Genomic DNA, 19714 nt, shown 5'->3' with positions numbered 1-19714 from the left:
CCAATCAATACAAATGGCTTGAATCCGCCAAAGTAAACGAAAATAATCGTGAGTTAATCGTGCGAATATTGAAAGAGAGGTTGATTATGGAACTAAATAAGCTTCTTGAAATAAAAGAGAGCAGCCGTATTGAGCTTAAAAAAGCAAAGAACCAAGTTCCAAAATCTTTCTGGGAAACTTACTCTGCTTTTGCTAATACAGACGGTGGCATAGTGATATTTGGCGTCGACGAGAAGAATAAAGAGGTTACGGGCGTCAATGATGCCTATAAATTGAGGGATGACTTGTTTAGCAACCTCAACAACCCAAAAAAGGTTAGCTCAAATATCCTCTCTAACAATGACATTGAAGTCGTGAAACTTGAAAACGGATTGCAGCTATTGATTATCAGCATTCCGGAAGCACCCTATCATCTTAAACCTGTCTATTTAGACGGAAATCCCAAAGAGGCTTATGAGCGATTAGGCGAAGGGGATAGAAAATTATCCGAAGAGAAATATAAGGCACTTGTTGTCGGCGCAAAAAAAGAAACAGACAATGAACTATTAAAGAACTATGATCTCGATGACTTGGATATGGATACCTTAGAAATGTATCGTAAAGAGCTGTACGAGCAAAGCCATAATGAAAAATATAAAGACATCGACTTCAGAGAAATGCTTATTGAATTAGGTGCGATGAGGAAGGATAGACAGGGATAAAACGAGTATCTCTTGACAACCGGCGGATTGCTGTTTTTCGGAAAATACACCGCTATTACGGATCGCTTCCCCGGATTTCAATTGGACTACTTTGAAAAGAATTCTTCGCTGGACACGGATTGGGTCGAAAGGGTTTCCACCGGCGATATGGAGTATCCGGAGCTCAACGTCTATAAATTTTTTAGAATCGTAATGGAAAAATTGAATCTTACTATCAAAGATACGTTTATCCTCGAAGAAAAGAGTAAAACGAGACTTCCTTATAAATCCGATTTGTTCACGTCTGTGAGGGAAGCCTTGGTAAATGCTCTAATGCATTCATATTATGATTCCGACACGCCTATCAAGGTAATGGCCTATCCGGATTATTACGAATTTATAAATCCCGGAAAGATGAGGGTCTCCGTTGAAGAATTTATCCACGGCGGAACATCAGACATCAGAAACCATACCATGTCTTCCATTATGAGAAGGATAGGCATTTCTGAAAAGGCGGGAAGCGGCGGTCCCAGAATTTTTGATATTGCTGCAAAGTACAAGCTAAAACTTCCGGAAGTCATGAGAGATCAATACAGCACCGGTTTAAGGATTTGGAAAGTAGACTTGGAAAAGATTATAGAAAAATATCCAAGTCCTCAAAAAGAAATTTTGCTTTACCTAATAAAACATCGCTCGATCACCAGAAGAGAAGCTGAAAAAAATCTTTCAATTGATAGTTATCAATTTAGGAGAGCTGTAAATACGTTACTTGAAGAAGGAACTATCGACGTCATAGGAAAAGGAAGATCAACCGAATATATTCTACAAATGAGCTCCCCTGAATATTCTTACAGCATGAAAAGACTGCTGCGATTAGTTGAAGATGACTTAATGGGAAGAAAATAAACTTGATAAATTTGCAACCTAACACTTTCTATATGGACGGAACCCTTTCGGGTTCCGCTTTTTATTGGGCTTCTTCGCTCACAAAAGAAAATGAGTCGGGCAAGCCTTTATCTTTTTTATGAAAGTAAATTTATCCAACTCAAAGTATTTCTTCCGCGATATGGTCCAACAGGAATCAAATGCCGATAGGCATTACAACTATACATCCATTTCAAAAAGGCTTCGCCTCCTTGAAATGGTGTAAGACTGCATCTGACCTTCCTACGACTCGCTTTGCTCGTCGGGATAGGTCCTGATTGCACTGCTAAAAGGCGTTTTGTGGGTGGATGGGGTGGTACAACTATACATCCGTTTCGAAAAGGCTTCGCCTTCTCGAAACGGTGTAAGACTGCATCTGACCTTCCTACGACTCGCTTTGCTCGTCGGGATAGGTCATGAGGGTCCCGGGGAAGGGGCAGAGGGCGAATCGCAACGCCCTTTTTCCCGCCCCCGGAATGGTTAGGTAAGTAAATTATCCTCGAAGAAAAAAAGAAACTACAATCATATCCTATGGCAAAAAACAAAGCGGCCCCGCAGGGTCTTCTCTCCATGGAAAAAAGAGACCGCTTATGCGATCTCTCCTTCCATGGCTCTTTTCCTCCATTTGCCTTTAAAGTAGTACACCAGGGTCAGGGCCCAGGTGAAGATCCAGCTGATGGGGTAGCTCCAATAAATAATGTCGATGGTGTTGTAGATGGGCATGGCGACGATGATCCAGCCGATGCGGATGACGAACATGCCGATGAGTGTAATGACCATTATAGGAATGGCGTCGCCGCTTCCCCGTATGGCCCCGGAAAGGACTTCGGTGACGGAGAAGATGACGTAGAAGGGGGCCAGTGTCCCGATCATTTTCGCGCCGTAGTAGACGACGTCTTTATCCGCCGTAAAGATATGCATAAAGGGATGGCGGAAGATGACGAGGACGGATGAGACGGAGGCGACGAAGATCAGGGTCATGATAATGGCGGTGCCGATGCCCGTCTTCAGTCGCTTGGGCTTTCTCGCGCCGATGTTTTGTCCCACGAAGGTGGTGATGGCCAGGGCGAAGGCTTCCAATGAGGTAAAGACGAAGCCGTCGATGCGGCTGGCCGCGGCCACGCCGGCGATGGCTTGGGCGCCGAAGACGTTGATCTTCGCCTGGATGATGACGTTGGAGAGGCCGATCATGCCGCCGGAGATGGCGGCGGGCAGGCCGATGGCCACGATCCGCTCCAGGGTTTTTTTATGGAAGCGAATTTTTTTCAGACGCAGGCGATAAATGTCCGTGGTCCGCATGAGACTGATGATGACCAAAATCCCCGAGGTGGATTGGGCGATGGCCGTGGCGATGCCGGCGCCGATGGCCCCCATTTTTAAGTAGCCGACGAAGAACAGGTCCAAGACGATGTTCAGCCCGGCGGCGATGGCGAGGAAGTTAAAGGGGCGCACGCTGTCGCCGACGCTCCGCAGTACCGCCGAGCCCATATTGTAGACCATGACGGGGATCAGCCCCACAAATATGATCTGCAGGTAGCGGGTAGCGGGGCCCATGACGTTTTCCGGCGTGTCGATGAGGCTTAAAAACCAGGGAGACAGAACCACGGTAAGAATGGTGAGGCCCAGGCCGCCGTAAATAGCCATGGCGAAGTTGGTGTGCACGGTTTTCGACAGCTCCGCCCGGTCCTTGGCGCCGTAGTACTGAGCCACCAAAACCGACGTCCCCGTAGACATGCCCATAAAGAGGGCGACGACGAGGACGGTAATGGGGCCCGATGCGCCGATGGCGGCCATATCCACCTTGCCCGCAAAGCGGCCGACGATTAAAAGGTCCACCGTGTTATAAAGTTGCTGGAGTAAAGCGGAAAGGAGGAGAGGGAGCGTGAAAGTCAACAGGTTTTTCCAAATCACGCCTTCGGTTAGATTGACATTCTTCTGCTTCATATTCCCTCCCCTTCTCTACTTTATCCTCTGCTCGATGAATTATCTTAACATAGCTCGGTCGACTTGCCTATGGAAAAAATAAATTTTTATAGAGATTTTCCTTTTTCTACGGTTTTTATAATGGATTGGGCGAAGGCGTAGCGCATGCCCATGGATTCCAGCATGAGGACGCCTTCGATGGTGGCACCGGCGGGAGAGGTGACGCCGTCTTTTAATTGCCCGGGATGCAGGCCCCGTGCCGTCATGAGATCGCTGGTGCCCGCCACGGCTTTGGCCGCCAGAGTGTATGCCAGATCCCGCTTCATGCCGCAGGCGCAGGCGCCGTCGACGAAGCCTTCGATGACCATGGCGACGAAGGCGGGGGTGGCGCCGGTGAGGGCGGTGACGATGTCCAAATCTTTTTCCGCCACTTCCACCACTTCGCCCGCGCCTTTCAACAGCTCTTCAAAGGCGGCCTTTTCCTCGTCGCTCATGTCGTAGCCCGGGGTATAGGCGACGACGCCCGAGCCCACGGCCACGGGGGTGTTGGGAAGAATGCGGATGATTTTTTCCGTGGGGGCCATTTTTTTCAGCCGCTCCAGGCTCACGCCGGCGGCCATGGACACGATGATCTGTCCTTCTACCTTCGGCACGATTTCCGCCATAACCTCTTCCACCATATAGGGCTTGACGCCGATAAACAGGATCTCCGAGCGATCCACGATGGCGGCGTTGTCCCGGGTTTGGAAGGTATCGATGTCTTTTTCGTGAGGGGAGCCGACGAAGATTTCGTGGCCCTCTTCTAAAAACAAGTCGTAAAATGCCCGGCCCATATTGCCGAGACCGATTAAACCGATATTCATTAAATCCCATCCTTTCTTGAAGCGGTATTCTCCTTACAGTATACTATTGAACAGGAGGTCATGCATGGAAAATACGGTATCTTTAAGAAGATTATTTTTTACTTTTTTAAAAATCAATACCTTCACCTTCGGCGGCGGCTACACCATCGTGCCCATTATTCGGGACGAATTTGTGGAGCATCAGCCCCTGATCAGCGAAGACGATATGATGGACATCGTGGCCCTGGCCCAGTCGGGTCCCGGGGCCATGGCCATTTCCGCATCCCTGTTGACGGGCTACAAGCTGCGCGGCCCGGCGGGGGCGGCGGTGTGTCTTCTCGCCAGTGTGCTTCCCTGTTTGGTGATTATTCTTTCCATTAATATGGCCTATCGCCAGTTCCGCTCGAATTTTTTCGTCAACGCGGCTCTGGTGGGGATCAGCGGCATTATTTCCGCCGTGCTCTTTCTCACCACCTACCGCATGGGCAAGCGGGCAATTAAAGAAGACCGGGGCTTTTCCGTAGTCATGATCCTCGTCGCCACGGCCCTGGGCATGTTTACGGATATTAATACGGCCTTGATTATTTTGCTCTTGGGCTTCAGCGGCATTTGCATTACGAAATTTGAAGATCACACGAAGGAAGGACACCAATGAGAGAGTTTCTGCACAAGAAAAATGTGCACCCCAATTTAAAGACCTACGGCATCGACGCCTTAGGCGCCATGGCTTACGGCCTCTTCGCCACCTTGCTGATCGGCACCATATTAAACACCATCGGCACCCAGCTCCACATTCCCTTTTTAACGGATACCCTCTGGCCCATGGCACAGGCGGCCACGGGCCCGGCCATCGCCATGTCCATCGCCTTCGCCCTGGACGCGCCGCCCTTGGTGCTTTTCGCATCCTCCGTTGTAGGGGCGGCGAGCTACGACATCGGCGGCCCGGTGGCGGTGTATCTCGCGGCCATTGTGGCGGCGGAAGCGGGCAAGCTCATCAGCAAGGAAACCCGCATCGACATCCTCATGACCCCGGCGGTCACCGTGCTCACGGGGACGCTCCTCGCCGTCTTGGTAGGGCCTTCCATTCAATGGCTTATGGAAAGCGTGGGCAAGCTGATTATGGCCGCCACGGAACAGGCACCCTTTGTCATGGGCATTTTGGTGGCCACCATCGTGGGCATCGCCCTCACCCTGCCCATCTCCAGCGCCGCCATTTGCATGATGCTTTCCCTTTCCGGTCTTGCCGGCGGCGCCGCCACCGTGGGCTGCTCGGCGCAGATGATCGGCTTTGCCGTTATCTCCTTTAAGGACAACGGCTTCGACGGCTTCTTCGCCCAAGGCCTGGGGACCAGCATGTTGCAAATGCCCAATATCGTGAAGAACCCCAGGATCTGGATTCCGCCCACCGTGGCGGGGGCCGTCATCGCTCCTCTGTCCACCGTGGTCTTTAAGCTGAAGAACACGCCTCTCGGAAGCGGCATGGGCACCAGCGGCCTCGTGGGGCAAATCGGCACCATTCAGGCCATGGAAGGCGCCATGGCCTTTCCTCAACTGCTTCTCGTCATTCTTCTCATCCACGTCGTTCTCCCCGGCCTCATCAGCTATCTCGTCTACCGCACCATGAAGAAGCGGGGCTGGATCGCCGACGGGGACATGAGTCTTGAAATATAGGAGGACGCCTTGCTCTTAGCGAAATTATTCTTTGAATTCTTTAAAATCGGCCTCTTCTCCTTCGGCGGAGGCTACGCCACCATTCCCCTGATCCAACAATTTATCGTGGAGCAGGAAGGTTGGCTCACCATGACCCAATTCACGGATCTCGTGACCATCAGCCAAATGACCCCGGGGCCCATCGCCATTAACAGCGCCACCTTCGTCGGGGCGCAAGTGGCGGGGCCCGTGGGCTCTGTCGTGGCCACGGCGGGGGTGACGGCGCCGCAAACCATGATCATCCTGACTCTGGCCTATTTTCTCTTTACGAAAAAGCGCACCTTTCGCCTCATGGACATGCTGCTCAGGGGAATCAAGGCGGGGATCATCGGCCTGATCTTTGTCGCCTCCTACGAGATGTTTAAAAACGCCCTTTGGCCGGAAGGGGGCGGCCTGGAAATCGTCGCCCTCATTACCTTCGTCGTGGGCGGTGTGCTCTATTGGAAAAAAATGGATCTGATCAAACTCATTGTCCTGGGCGCCGGGCTGGGCATCGTCTTAAAGCTCGCCCTGCCCCTTGTGGCTTAGTCGCAAACTATCTGAAATTCTTACCGAGGTGAATCATGAAGTACTTACTCGCCATCGACGCGGGCACCACATCCAACCGCGCCATTCTCTTTGACGAAGACGCCCATGTGATCTCCGTGGCGCAAAAACCCTTTCGCCAATTCTTCCCCCATCCCGGCTGGGTGGAGCAAGATCCCGCGGAAATTTTAGCCACCACGGTCGGCGTCTGCGCCGAAGCCATCGCCCAGGCACAGATCGACAGAAAAGACATTGTGGCCATGGGCATTACCAATCAGCGGGAGACCACCATTCTTTGGGACAAGAAAACGGGCAAGGCCATCGCCCCGGCCATTGTGTGGCAGTGCCGCCGCACCGCCGATCGTGCCGAGGCGATTAAAGACGCGGGCTACGGCGATATGATCCGCCAAAAGACCGGCCTTGAAGTGGATGCCTACTTCTCCGCCACAAAAATCGCCTACATTCTCGATCATGTGGAGGGGGCGCGGGAGAAGGCGGAAAAGGGCGAGGTGCTTTTCGGCACCGTGGACAGCTTCCTCCTCTACCACTTAACCGGCGGCGTCCACCGCACGGATATGTCCAACGCCTCCCGCACCATGCTCTTTAATATTCACGATCTGGATTGGGACGACGAGCTCTTAAAGCTTTTCGACATCCCCCGGGTGTGCTTGCCCGAGGTGCTTCCCACGGCGGCTCATTTCGGCTCCACCTTGGCGGAGCATTTCGGCATTTCCATTCCCATTACGGGCATGATCGGCGACCAACAGTCCGCCCTCTTCGGCGAGCAGTGCTTCGAGGTAGGCGAAGTGAAAAGCACCTTCGGCACCGGCGCCTTCGTCTTAATGAACACGGGTCATGCCCCCATTATCAGCGAACACGGCCTGCTCTCCTCCTACGCATGGGACATCGGCGAAGGACCGGTCTATGCCATGGAAGGCAGCATCTTCGCTTGCGGCAGCGTCATCGAATGGCTGAAGGAAGATATGGAGCTCGTGGACAAGGCGCAAGAAACCGCCGCCCTCGCCGAAAGCGTGGCGGGACAAAATCCCATGCTCTTCGTCCCCGCCTTTACGGGCCTGGGCACGCCCTATTGGGATCCCGACGCCCGAGGCACCATTTTCGGCATCAGCCGCTCCACGACCAAGGCCCATTTGGTGAAGGCCGCTCTCGATGCCATCGCCTACATGACCGCCGATGTGGTGGATGCCATGGAAAAAGATTTACAGGCGAGCCACGACCGCATTCTCGTCGACGGCGGCGTGAGCCACAACGACTATTTAATGACCACCCTGGCCGATGCCATTCACCGCTCCGTCCACCGGCCGGCTTTGGTAGAAACCACGGCCCTTGGCGCCGCCTTTATGGCGGGGATCGGTTGCGGTCTCTATAAAGATATTTCGGACATAAAAAAACGGGCCTCCAAGGCCCATATCCTTTCCCCCACCGGCGCCGATCTTACAGACGAACGGACGCGGTGGAAGAAAGCCGTCGCCGTCACCATGGCCAATCACATGGATTGACCGAAGGCGTTTAAGCGCTGAATTTCTTTTTCGTGATCCTCCGGCTCCCCCGGCGTTTCCAAAATCATGGGAAGCCCCTTTAAAGGCGCGGAAGAGAGAAAACGCCCCAGCACATCCAAACCGATTTCGCCCGCACCCACCGGTGCGTGGCGATCTTTTTTTGCGCCGAATGGAGTGAGGGAGTCGTTCACGTGAACGGCCCTTATCTTTTCAAGGCCGATGAGCTCGTCAAAGGTGCTGAAAAATGCCTCGGGATCCGCCGGATCGTAGCCGGCGCTGAACAGATGGCAGGTATCCAGCACCACGCCCACATCCTCCGCTGCCACGGCATCTATGATGGCCACGATTTCCTCAAGCCGCCCGCCGATTTCCGTGCCCTTGCCGCTCATGGTCTCGAGACAAATGGCCCGTTGGGGAAACAGCTCCTTCGCCTTATCCATGGCGCGAATAATTCGCTCCACGCCCACCTCCGCACCGTCCTTCGTGTGGCTGCCCGGATGAAAGACGTAAACCGTATCCTCCGGGTATTGGGCGAGAAGGGCCATGTCCGAAGCGAAAATATCATAGCTTTTCTCCCGCACGTCCTCCCGGCTCGAGGCCAGATTCATGGTGTAGGCGGCGTGGGCGACGACGGGGCCGAAATCTTTTTTCTCCCGAATAAATGCATCCATATCCGCCACATCCAACTCCCGGGCCTTGGAGCCCCGGGGATTGCGCGTGAAAAATTGGAAAGTGTTCGCGCCGTATTTTTTCACCTCGTTCATGGTGTTTACAAAACCCGCCGTCGTCGACGTATGGTATCCCAGAGTCAGCATATTATTTTCCTTTCGGCATCCACATCATGCAAGCTGCGACAAAAATCATTAACCAAGTCACGTGATCCCTTCCTTTCGAAGGCAGTATACACCGCCAACCCAAGAAAAAAGTGCCCTTAGGCACTTTCTCCCCTTTTCGTAAAGAGATCTTCGTCGTTCATTTACTTTTAAACCAATTGAATGTAATTGACCACGGGCACTTCGTAGGGGTGGATGCGGTCGATAATCCGCTGCACCTCTTCCCGGTCTTCTTCGTCGATACGAAATTCCATCTTCATCTCTTCCCGAGTTTGCACCTGGCCGATGACGCCGTCATAGGGATCGGCGCCTTCCAAGGGCCGCCAGTGGCCTTCCACCTTCGTCAGGCTGAAGGCGTAGTCGTAGTGGCCGTTTTTTAAAATATCCGCTTCGTTTAAATCGTTGGCCAGTTCCACCACGTATTCTTCCGGCACGAAAATTTCAACTTTTAAATAGCTCACGGGGCACCTCCTTAAATTTCATCCTCTATTTCTTCGTGAATGGGATCGATGGTATCGAATGCGCCTCGCTCCACCAGCTCGCGGATGATATCCACCACGGCCACGTAACTGATGAGACCGAAGCCAACGGTGCCCAGTACTCTCATCACCGCGTTCAACACACCTTCGGAAGCGCCCGCCGCTGCAGCGCCCAAGCCGAATGCGACGGCGAGAACGAGGATAATGACGACGACGATGGCCATGCGGCCGAAGATCATGCCCTTGTGGCCCTTGGTCATGCGCCAGGATTCTTTAATGGGCGTCATGACACCGCCTCTGCCGCGAATCTGATCGATACCCACCACGGCGCCCAGGGGCACCATGGCCAGAGAGAAGATCAGCCCCGGCACCACGAGCAGCATGAGAAAGACGACGCCGAGAATTTTTTCCAAAATATAAGTCCCTAAAGTGGAGCCGGCCTTGGCGTTAAAAAAGTAAAAGACGTCGGCAAATTCCGGCTTGGTGTCGTAGCGTGCCATGCGGTAGATCATTAAGATCAGGCCGTAGCCCGCGAGACCCATGACGATGTAGTAGATCAAGTAGACGATAAGGGATGCCACCGCCGTGCCGCCGAAGTGAAATTCCGGCATGGGCATAGCGGGGTTTGCTCCCGGTGTCATAAAGGCGTCGGTGCCCAGGCCCATCATTTCAAAAATTTGGACGAAGGCGGCGATCACCAAAAGATAAATAAGTAAACTGGGAAACATGGCTTTGTAAATATCCATGGTTGTTTTTTTCATAAAAACTCCTTTCGGATCTTAGTGACAAGTTACCTTTATTTATACCCAAGGAAGAGCGGCTCTCACGCCCTTTACATAGAAACTCGTCGTTCGGCTAAAATTTTTCGAAGGGCGGGAAGCACCTGGGCCACAAATTGACCTGCGAGGATCAAAAGGCAGCCGAGGATTTTTTTCGGATAAAATTCTTCCCCGGCAAAAAAGTAGGCGGCAAAGGTGCCGAAAAGGGATTCGGAGCTGATGATGAGGGCGCTTTCGTCGGGGCTCGCGTCCCGTTGAGCGCCGTTTTGCAGATAATAAGCCACCGCCGTGTTCAACACCACGAGGTAAAGGAAGGCGGCGATAGATTTCGTCGTTACAGGGCCCACGACGGTGCCCGCTCCTCGAATGAAAAAGAGCACGGCGGAGACGATCCCCGCCACAAAAATCTGTATCGTCGTGAAGAATATGGCGCTTTCCACCCGGGGCATATAGCCGTCGATGCGAATGATCTGCACGGCAAAAAGCAGGGCCATGATGAAGGTAAACACGTCGCCGCGATTAAAGGCGAGGTCGGGCCCCAGGGTTAAAAAGCCCACGCCGATCACCGTAAAGACGGCGGCCACCATAATATTTTTTCCCGGCCGAATCCCCGACACGAGGAAGCGAATCAGGGGCACGGTAATGACGTAGCTTACGATAATAAAGGTTTGATTGGCAGGAGTGGTGTATTGCAGGCCCACCATTTGAAAGGCGGTGCCGATGCCCAAGAGGAGGCCGATTTCCACGCCACCTACCACGGTGGCCTTGTTGGCCTTCTTCCGCTCCTTGGGAAAGAGCAGAAACATGGCCAGTGCACCGATAAAAAAGCGCAGCACCATAATAAAATAGGGATCGAAGCTTTCCATGGCGAGCTTCGCCGAAACGAAACTGCCGCCCCAGATCATGGCCAGGGCGAGAAGCATGAGATTGGCGCGAGCCTTTCGCGACATGGATTTACTCATCGAGCCAACTCTTCAGCCGGTCCATCTCGGCGCGATCGGCCATGCCGTAGATCACCGGCGTCGCCGTCACATAGCCCCGCTCCAGAAAATAGCGGTCCGTTCCCGGGGCGTGCTCCGTAATGCTTCTTCCCCTTAAAGACAGGCGCCTTTCCCCGTCCACTTCCTCTTCGAAGTAAAAGTCGTAGGCATTGTCGCCGATGTCCGCCACCCGAAGGCCCTTCAGCGCCTCTTCGTCGAGATAGGGCACATTAATATTCAAGACCATGGGCTTGGCCAAAGAGAGAAAAGGCCCCTGCACCTTGTCGAAAATCTTCTTCGCCACGGAAGCCGCCGTGTCGTAGCGGCACTGCCCCTTCACCCACTCGGCACTCACCGCCACGGAGGGAATCCCCGAAAGCACCCCTTCCAGGGCGGCGCTTACCGTGCCGGAATAAATAATATCCATGCCCGCATTGTAGCCGGCATTGCAGCCGGAAAAAATCACATCGGGCTTCCAGGGCACGAGCTTGTCAAGCCCCGCACGCACGCAGTCCGCCGGCGTGCCGCTGACGCTGTAAGCTTCCGCCTCCACCCCATCGATTTCCACGGGCTTTACGATCATCGAATGCTTAATGGTAATGGCGTGGCTCTGGCCGGAATGCTCTTCCTCCGGCGCCACGATCACCAGCTCGTGTTCCTTCGCCAGCACCTTGGCCAGCGCCTGAATCCCCGGCGCAAAATAACCGTCGTCATTGGTCAAAAGAATCTTCATAAGTCCTCCTTACAGCTCGATAAAGCGGGAAGGCAACTTGGCCTTGGCCACTTCCAGAATAAAATCCCTGCCCTCGTAAATGGCGTGCTCCGCCAAAATCTCCCGGGTCGCCCGGGCAGCCAACAGGGGCCGATTATTTTCCTCGGACAAATGGGCCAAGACCACGTGCTCGCCCTTCTTCTCCAAAAGCCCCGTCAAGAGCTCGCCGCAGTGCTCGTTGGACAAATGCCCCCGAGTCGATGCGATGCGGTCCTTTAAAATGCGGGGATAGGGTCCGTTTTCAAGCATATCCGTATCGTGATTGCTCTCGATGTAATAGAGATCGCTGCCGCTCATCTTCTCCAGCATGGACGTGTTCACCCAGCCCGTGTCCGTAAGGACGGAAATCTTTTTATTCCCCGAGCAAATCACATAGCCCGTGCCCTCGGCGGCGTCGTGAAACAGCGCCATAGGCACGATCTCCATGTCCCCGTAGGAAAAAGCTTGGGCCGTGTGAAAGACGTGGCGCTTGTGATCGTCGATCCGCTTCACCGTCTTTTCCATGGCGTGCCAGGTGTTTTCGTTGGCGAAGACATCCAGGCCCCAGCGGCGGGCCAAAATCCCCACGCCCTTCACGTGATCGTTGTGCTCGTGAGTGACGAAAATCCCGTCCAAATCCCTGGGATCCACCCCCACGGCGCGCAAATTTTCCTCGATAGCCTTGCCGCTTAAGCCGGCGTCGATTAAAATCTTTTTTTCGTTTGTTTCTATATATTGGCAGTTGCCGCTGCTGCCACTGGCGATTGCACAAAATTTCATAGTTTCCTCCACAGCTATTATAGCAAACTCTCCGCCGAGGAAAAGAGAGGAAACAAATTCTTTCCATTTTCCTAAAATGAAATCCATGTTCGCCGAAAAAGGGCGCAAAAAATCCCCGACCCGTTTCGGCATCGGGGATTTATTTTTATTTCGCTTCTTTGTTGTACCAAAGATTGGTCCAGCGTTCGTAGTCGCGGGCCAAATCGTCTTGGCCGCCGCGGCGAACCAATTGATGGCTGTTGGTGGCTTCCACTAATTCATAGTAGAACCAGGTGTCCTTTTGAAGATCCGTAAACTTCGCCAGGCGCGCTTCGAAGCCTTCCACCGCTTTAGCGTCGGCCACGCGATTAAAGACGCGGTTCAGGAAAGCCGCCGATTCGGCGCGGGTCAAGGTGTTGTCGGGCTTAAAGCTACCGTCTTCATAGCCCATGGCCCGGCGATTGCCGTAGACCTGATTAATTTCCTTTTCGTACTTGTGGCCGGCAATGTCCGTAAAGGGCGCCTTGCCCTCGGAGGGCCTGTCGATGGCGGCGATCATCTTCACGAATTCGCCACGGGTCACCGGCGCGTCGGGACGTAAATTGCCCGCATCGTCCGTATCCAACATGCCCGCCTTCAGCGCGGCGTTTATATAGGGGAGATACCACGCCCCATCCTTTACGTCGGGGTAGTCGGCCTTGGACGTGTCGGAAAGATCGAGCCTGCCCAGGCGAGTCACCATGGCAGCCGCTTCCGCGCGAGTCAAATTGCCTTCCGGCCGCACGGACTTGTCCGGGTAACCGAAGATATAGGCCATGTGATCTTCCGTCGCCTCTTCCTTCTTTCCTCCGCCGGGAAGAATCCACATGCCGCCATTGTCAGGCTTGGGTTCGGGTTTCGGTTCTTCCTTTTTGTGGATGTAAGACAGCTTCACCGGTTTTTTGACTGTGCTTTCGTCAATCGGTAAATCCTGTTTCAACGGAACGGTTATTCCAAAAGCACTCACGGACCCGGCCTCTGCAAAGACATGACCTTTAATGGTCCCTTTAATATCGATGGTGTCTTTTGCCTCGCCGTCTGCAAGCGCTCTGGCCTTTGCATCAGAGATTTTAACGATGTTTTTATTTTCAATGCCATCAGCAGATCCCAACACGCGCAAGGTCATATTAGACAAAATTTCACTTGCAACGGTCCCTGCAGGTTCTTTAGGGATCTTGCTTTCGGGAATTCGTTCAGCGCTAAATGGTGTTTGATGGGGTTTTTCAACCCTGTTATCCCATTCTCTTAAAACGACGCGAATGGTAATTTTTCTATAGCCTTTTGTTTCTACACCAAATGTGCTTTCCGGCTTGTCACCGCTTCCTATTTTCTCAAAATCACCTTGATTAACAATACCGGGATCTTTGCTTAGCTTGGTTCCCTCTTGATCCAGCATCTGTAATACAGTCTTGGTGCCGTCGTCATTTATTCCGAAAGCGTAAAGGGGACGCCAAGTGTAGCTCTTAAATTCGAGGAACAAATTGTCGGGAATCACAAGGCCTTTGTCGGTTCCGAAGTCCATGTTTAGGTCAACATAAGTGTAACCGGCATCTACTCCGTCCTTCGTCGGGAAGTCATTATTCTTATATCGTGTGTTGTAATCGTAGCTTAAAACCGGTCTCAAGGCATTGCTTCCGGTTTGATTTCTGTACGCAAGCATGGCCACGACCCAGTCCATATTAAATTCAGACCTTAGAACAACTTCGTTAATGTCGTTCACATCGTCTTTCTTTTCATAGTAATCGACGATGGTATCCCCTGATTTGGCAATGTCCGTCTTATTTAATACATCGTCAGCTGCAACGTCGTTGTTAATCGTAATCTCGTTCTTGTTTACTCTATCCTTTAAGTTTTCTAAAACACTACCAAGAGCTAACATTGACAATGGATCTTGGGGAAATGGGTCGCCATAAGGCTTGTTAACCTCATAATAGACGGCATAGAGCTTTGCATCATTCGGAATAGAGCTTCCGAACACATCACTGATGGTATCTTCAGGCGAAAACAGCTTTGCGCCATCTGCCAGCACGCCGTTATCGGCGGGTGCCTTATCCGACCAGCCTAAGAATTGTTTGGCAAGGCCTCTTAATAAGCCGGAATTATACTCCGGAGGCCCTATTTTATCCGTCAATTCGTAGTGTTTGGACACATCTTTTTTCTGACTCGAATCATTCACCCATTGTCCCACGAGCGTAACATTCTTTTCTCCTTCGGCAAAAACCTGCCACGGCATCACGCCCAGCAGCATCACCGCCGCCAAAAATATGCTCAGTAATCTTTTCATATCATCTTCCTTTCTTGCAAAAGCCTCGGGCCGGGATTGCCCGGCCGTGGCCTTCATTTACTTTCTATACAATAGGGGAAAGCGGAATTCTTCCCCGTTGAGACGGATCCAGTTTTCTTCCTGCGGGGCCTTTCTCGTGTAGTCGTGGCCGTGGGTCGCTTCCATAATGGGGAAGTAAGCCCAGTTGGCTTCCGTCAAATCGTGGAACGGAATCATTTCGGGCAGGTGGCCGCGCACGAAATCCTTGTCGGCGTAGCGGTCCAACATAATATTGGTAATGGACACCACTTCCGAACGGGTGATCTTGCGCTCCGGCTTAAAGCTGCCGTCGGGATAGCCGGAAACCCAGCCCTTGGCTGCCGCCGAGTCGATGGAGGCCACTGCCCAGTGGGTGTCGGGCACGTCGTTGAAGGGATTGCCCTTGCCGGCCACGAGCTTGTCGAAGCGGGCGGCCATGGCGGCAAATTCCGCCCGGCTAATGGCTTCCTTGGGTCTGAAGCTGCCGTCTTCGTAGCCTTTAATAATGCCCTTTTCCGTCATAAAGCCGATGGCCTCGTAAGACCAGTCTCTCTCCGTTACGTCCTTGTAGGGAATGGCGTAGCTTCTGCGCTCCCTGGGATAATCCTTCAAGAGGCGGGCAAACATAGCCGTGACCTCTTCCCGCGTCATATTGCGATCGGGAAGGAAATTACCGTCGGGATAGCCGAACATATAAGCCTTGTGGTCCTTCTTGTTCAACAGACCGTCGTCGGATACCGGCTCATTCTTCCAAACGATGTAACCGCCGGTGTTGCGATTGTCTTCGGGGATTTTTTTGTAAATGTGGCGAATAACATCTTTGCCCTTTTCGGTACGAAGGTAGGTGTAGCCCTTAATCTCGACGACGGGCTGTGCGCCTTCTTTGTCGGAAATTAATTTGTTTCCTTGCTCGTCCACGTATTGCGTGACGACTTTCGTCGGCGGATTGGGATTGTCTTCTTTCAACTTGCTCTCGGTTGTAGCCGTTTTCGGAACATTCTCGTGAGTAACCGTGACCGTGTTGATGACAGCTTTGGCCTTTACATCCTCTTCCGTTACGGTGTAGGCGTATTTAAATTCCTTGCTTTCGCCTTTTTCCAAGTCGAAAGTCGGAGTGTCGAATGTCGTTTTGGGATCCGAAATCATCAGGTCCGTTAAATCTTTTTCGCCGGTATTCGTTACCGTGACCGTGTAATTCAGTACGTCGCCGGCTTTTTTAAAGGTTTCCTTATCGACCGTTTTTTCCACGGTGAAGTCGGATTTCTTTTCCGTAAAAGTCCAGATTCCTTCAAATGTTACATCGGCTTTGTTTACTGTCTTTGTGTTTGCATCCCATTTTTCAAAGGTCCAGGTGCCGTCTTCGATTTCAAGTACTTTTATCGTCGGTTCTTTGGCGGTGACTGTTGCCTTGTCTTCATATTCAGTCGCATCTGTCGGCTTGAATCCGTCGATTTCACCCGGAAGTGCTTTGCCTTCCGTTCCGCTCTTAAAGACATAATGGACTTTGTATTTATCAGGTGCCGGTTCTTCTTTTTTCGCAAAAATCCAAGTACCCTCGAAGGTTACATCGCCTTTGTTTACTGTCTTTGTGTTTGCATCCCATTTTTCAAAGGTCCAAGTGCCGTCTTCGACTTCAAATACTTTTGTCGTCGGTTCTTTGGCGGTGACTGTTGCTTTGTCTTCATATTCAGTCGCATCCGTCGGCTTGAATCCTTCAATTTCCGCCGGAAGGGCTTTGCCTTCCGTTCCGCTCTTAAAGACATAATGGACTTTGTATTTATCAGGTGCCGGTTCTTCTTTTTTCGCAAAAATCCAAGTACCCTCGAAGGTTACATCGCCTTTGTTTACTGTCTTTGTGTTTGCATCCCATTTTTCAAAGGTCCAAGTGCCGTCTTCGACTTCAAATACTTTTGTCGTCGGTTCTTTGGCGGTGACTGTTGCTTTGTCTTCATATTCAGTCGCATCCGTCGGCTTGAATCCTTCAATTTCCGCCGGAAGGGCTTTGCCTTCCGTTCCGCTTTCAAATTTGTAACTTACTTTGTACTTTACTTTTGTATTCGTAACTGTAAAATAGCTATTAATCTCTCCCACTTGATTCGCCACTAACTTGTCCGGTCTATAGCTTGGCGTAAATCCTTTTATCGGTGTTTCTACAACGCTATATTCCCTGGGGGTGAACTTTAAGTTCATGTTCTTTTCTTCGTCAGGTTCGTAGGATTTTGTAAATACCGGAAGATTTGTAAAGCTATCGGAGTAATATCTTGCTTCTGTCAATGTAACAGTTTTGTCCTTATCTCCGCCTTTTAGCGTTACAGTTACATCAACTTTATCAGCATCTTCTGCATCTTCCCACGCTTTTGAAACACCTAGTTCTATATTTTGAGACCAGCCGGCGTAAGTGTGGATAATATTTGGAGTGATGATCTTATCGGTATTTTCTTCATTGTTTTCAAATTCAACTCTTGAGAAATCAAATAATTTTTCTCTTAAATCATCCGGTATTTTTATATTTTGAATTGAGTCGTCAGTATCTTCAACACTGTCGCCATCTTTCCAGAAGTACCAACCCATAAAGCTGCTTCCTTCTAATTCCGGATCAGCTACTTGGTATTCTTCTAATTGTCCTTCCCAGAAATTAGGATTTTTGTAAACATCTACAGTCTTTTCTGCTGAATCATTTTCACCTAATTTACCAAGATTGCCATGATAAATTAGCTTAACTCTTTGACCAAGAACTACCTTTTTATTGTCTTTATCAAGGACAAAGTCCCATTCACCGGTGCTTTTGTCATCTGCAAATGCTGCTCGTGGTTGATTTGAATAGTGACTAGCGTCTTCTTTATTCGTTCTGCCTATATAGTGCAAGAAATTTGCATCGGCTTTCGTCGCTTTATAGTCATCTTTTCCTTCTGCTATAACATAGCCGACTTGTCTCTTTGCCTTTTCACTGCCTCCTGCAATTTCACTTATGGAGACATCAATTTCTTTTGTTAAGGCTCCTGTTAAAAGGATTTTGGATTGTCCATCTAAAACTCTAACATCTTTGCCGGTTGTAAGACTGGCTTCCGGCGTAATGGTCACGCTTTTTTCAGCATAGATATTTGTTCCGCCGTGTTCATATTTTTTTTCATGTCCCGGTGTTTGATTCCAGTTTGCCGGACCGACAAAATTACCTGCTACTGTAGCTTTATCTACAGTCAAGTCACCATTGTTATAAATTTCTCCACCGAGTTTCGAACCGACTCCGCCGGTTAGTGACGATCCACCGCTGATGGTTAAATTGCCTTCGTTATAAATGCCGCCACCGTAGGAAGATCTCGTATCTGACATGGTGTCGTTTGACATGGTCACTGTGGCTTCAGGTCCTATAAAGATGCCGCCGCCATGTTGTGCTCCCCAAAATAAAGTTCCGGCATTTGAAATTTTGTTGCCGCTCATGGTGACTGTCGAGGGTGTGCTTTCACCTTTGCGCGTTCCGATGGCGATGGCGCCGCCGTTGTCGGAAGCCGATGAGTCCTTAATTGTATTATCTTTAATGGTAACCGTAGCATTGGCGCCTTGCTCGACGCTGATGGCACCGCCAAAGGAGGCTATTTGTTGTCCGTTTTCCTTTCCGGCACCTGTCATTTTATTACCATCAATAACATGAGCGCCAGCGCCAACTATATCTATAAAGCCACCTGCGTGATATAATTTTGAGTCAGTGCATTTAAAAGTAGAGGCCTTAACTTCACTTGTGCCGTTTTGGAAACAGAATACACCGCCACTGTATCCATAGCCATCGCCTTGATTAGCTATTGTAAAAGTAGACTCATTCACTTTTACTGTGCTTCCCAGTGATCTTAAAAAGCCGCCGGTGTTAAATCCTTTTGAAATTTCAGCTTCTACATTGGAAATTTTGGCTGTTACTTTATCTCTCGTGTGGATACATGCTCCTTGCGTTCCGGCATTGCCGCCTTCAGCGTGGCCTTTATTATTTTTAAAGCTTGTTCCGGTTACAGTTAAGCTACCATTTTCTTGATAAATAGCTGCACCGTGGCCATATGCTTTTACCTCGTTATCTTCAAAGCTTCCGCCGGTAATTTTAATATCTGCCGAGGTTTTTCCGGAATAGATGGCACCGCCGTTTAAATCTCTATCGCCTTCATCGAGTCCTTGGGTCGTGCCGGGCGTGTTGCCTATAAAATCAGTCTTCGTGGCCGTTAACGAACCGCCTCTTAAGAAGACGCCTCCGCCGGGATTGGCCTTGGCGTTTGCGCCGGGGCATCCGTTTTTCAATGTCGATTCGTTCAGTGTGATAGTTCCGCGCTCGGAATAAATCAGCCGTCCTTGTTTTTTTCCATCCAAGGTAACCTTGTTCAACGTTAAGGCTTTTCCATCTACCTTAAACATCTGATCTTTAGAAAAATCATTAGCCAAGGTCAATGTATAGCCTTCCCCGGAAATCTTTACATCCTTATCTTTGATCTCCAAGGTTTCCGTAACGACAATATCCTTCGTTAGCTTGATTTCATCGCCGGCTTCCACTGCCGTCTTCAGTTCGTCAAAACTGCCGACATCCGTCGCAGCAAAAACAGGGGTCTTTCCCGATACAAGTACCAGGACCAGGGCCAGGATCATCATGTAGATCCGGCTTCGCCTCGGGTGCGCGTGCTTGTTCATATGCTC

Annotated in this window: 16 protein-coding genes; 6 read left to right on the top strand and 10 right to left on the bottom strand. The window is 51.0% G+C overall.

Annotated elements, in window-relative coordinates; genetic code table 11:
- Positions 1–86 precede the first annotated feature (86 nt).
- Complete coding sequence (locus BN7444_RS09510; protein WP_245654194.1) at positions 87–701, top strand: AlbA family DNA-binding domain-containing protein; 615 nt, start codon at positions 87–89, stop codon at positions 699–701.
- Between the two features lie 12 nt (positions 702–713).
- A complete protein-coding gene (locus tag BN7444_RS09505) occupies positions 714–1586 on the top strand; it encodes an ATP-binding protein (RefSeq protein ID WP_245654193.1) in 873 nt (290 codons plus the stop codon).
- Positions 1587–2192: 606 nt separating this feature from the next.
- On the opposite strand, the gene BN7444_RS04420 is transcribed toward BN7444_RS09505, so the two are convergent.
- Positions 2193–3548 carry an MATE family efflux transporter gene (locus BN7444_RS04420; protein ID WP_068456300.1) on the bottom strand — a complete coding sequence of 452 codons (1356 nt, stop codon included), beginning with the start codon at positions 3546–3548 and terminating at the stop codon, positions 2193–2195.
- 86 nt (positions 3549–3634) lie between these two features.
- Entirely contained in the window at positions 3635–4390 is a 756-nt protein-coding gene (gene proC, locus BN7444_RS04415; RefSeq protein WP_068456298.1) for a pyrroline-5-carboxylate reductase, read from the bottom strand.
- 64 nt (positions 4391–4454) lie between these two features.
- Between proC and BN7444_RS04410 the strand changes: the two genes are divergently transcribed.
- From BN7444_RS04410 to glpK, 4 genes are read left to right on the top strand one after another with little or no spacing between them, the layout of a single operon-like run.
- Positions 4455–5024 carry a chromate transporter gene (locus BN7444_RS04410; RefSeq protein ID WP_068456294.1) on the top strand — a complete coding sequence of 190 codons (570 nt, stop codon included), beginning with the start codon at positions 4455–4457 and terminating at the stop codon, positions 5022–5024.
- On the top strand, positions 5021–6040 hold the full coding sequence (locus BN7444_RS04405; protein ID WP_068456290.1) for a PTS sugar transporter subunit IIC: 1020 nt from the start codon (positions 5021–5023) through the stop codon (positions 6038–6040). Before BN7444_RS04410 ends, BN7444_RS04405 begins: the two co-directional genes overlap by 4 nt.
- A 9-nt stretch (positions 6041–6049) precedes the next feature.
- Entirely contained in the window at positions 6050–6607 is a 558-nt protein-coding gene (locus BN7444_RS04400; RefSeq protein ID WP_068456287.1) for a chromate transporter, read from the top strand.
- 35 nt (positions 6608–6642) lie between these two features.
- Complete coding sequence (glpK, locus tag BN7444_RS04395) at positions 6643–8124, top strand: glycerol kinase GlpK (protein ID WP_174532089.1); 1482 nt, start codon at positions 6643–6645, stop codon at positions 8122–8124.
- On the opposite strand, the gene BN7444_RS04390 is transcribed toward glpK, so the two are convergent.
- The 8 genes from BN7444_RS04390 to BN7444_RS04355 all read right to left on the bottom strand — a co-directional run bounded on the left by BN7444_RS04390 (position 8112) and on the right by BN7444_RS04355 (position 19708).
- A complete protein-coding gene (locus BN7444_RS04390; protein ID WP_068456280.1) occupies positions 8112–8939 on the bottom strand; it encodes a deoxyribonuclease IV in 828 nt (275 codons plus the stop codon). The genes glpK and BN7444_RS04390 overlap by 13 nt on opposite strands.
- 167 nt (positions 8940–9106) lie before the next feature.
- Entirely contained in the window at positions 9107–9418 is a 312-nt protein-coding gene (cutA, locus tag BN7444_RS04385; protein ID WP_068456276.1) for a divalent cation tolerance protein CutA, read from the bottom strand.
- A gap of 11 nt (positions 9419–9429) precedes the next feature.
- Positions 9430–10197, bottom strand: a complete 768-nt coding sequence (locus BN7444_RS04380; protein WP_068456273.1) for a hypothetical protein — start codon at positions 10195–10197, stop codon at positions 9430–9432.
- A gap of 71 nt (positions 10198–10268) precedes the next feature.
- On the bottom strand, positions 10269–11177 hold the full coding sequence (locus BN7444_RS04375) for a DMT family transporter (protein WP_068456270.1): 909 nt from the start codon (positions 11175–11177) through the stop codon (positions 10269–10271).
- Positions 11170–11928 (bottom strand): 5'/3'-nucleotidase SurE, encoded by a 759-nt coding sequence (surE, locus tag BN7444_RS04370; protein ID WP_068456267.1) that lies wholly within the window; start codon positions 11926–11928, stop codon positions 11170–11172. The genes BN7444_RS04375 and surE overlap by 8 nt, the downstream gene beginning before the upstream one ends.
- Positions 11929–11937: 9 nt before the next feature.
- Positions 11938–12726, bottom strand: a complete 789-nt coding sequence (locus BN7444_RS04365) for an MBL fold metallo-hydrolase (protein ID WP_068456264.1) — start codon at positions 12724–12726, stop codon at positions 11938–11940.
- A 145-nt stretch (positions 12727–12871) separates the two neighbouring features.
- Positions 12872–15028 (bottom strand): S-layer homology domain-containing protein, encoded by a 2157-nt coding sequence (locus BN7444_RS04360; protein WP_135122030.1) that lies wholly within the window; start codon positions 15026–15028, stop codon positions 12872–12874.
- Between the two features lie 57 nt (positions 15029–15085).
- Positions 15086–19708, bottom strand: coding sequence for an SHIRT domain-containing protein (locus tag BN7444_RS04355; RefSeq protein WP_068456258.1), 4623 nt, complete (start codon positions 19706–19708; stop codon positions 15086–15088).
- Positions 19709–19714 lie beyond the last annotated feature (6 nt).

This window comes from Peptoniphilus pacaensis (assembly GCF_900088125.1).
GTDB lineage: Bacteria > Bacillota > Clostridia > Tissierellales > Peptoniphilaceae > Aedoeadaptatus > Aedoeadaptatus pacaensis.
Note: the sequence above shows the minus strand (reverse complement) of the source record. Positions and strands in the feature narration are given on the sequence as shown.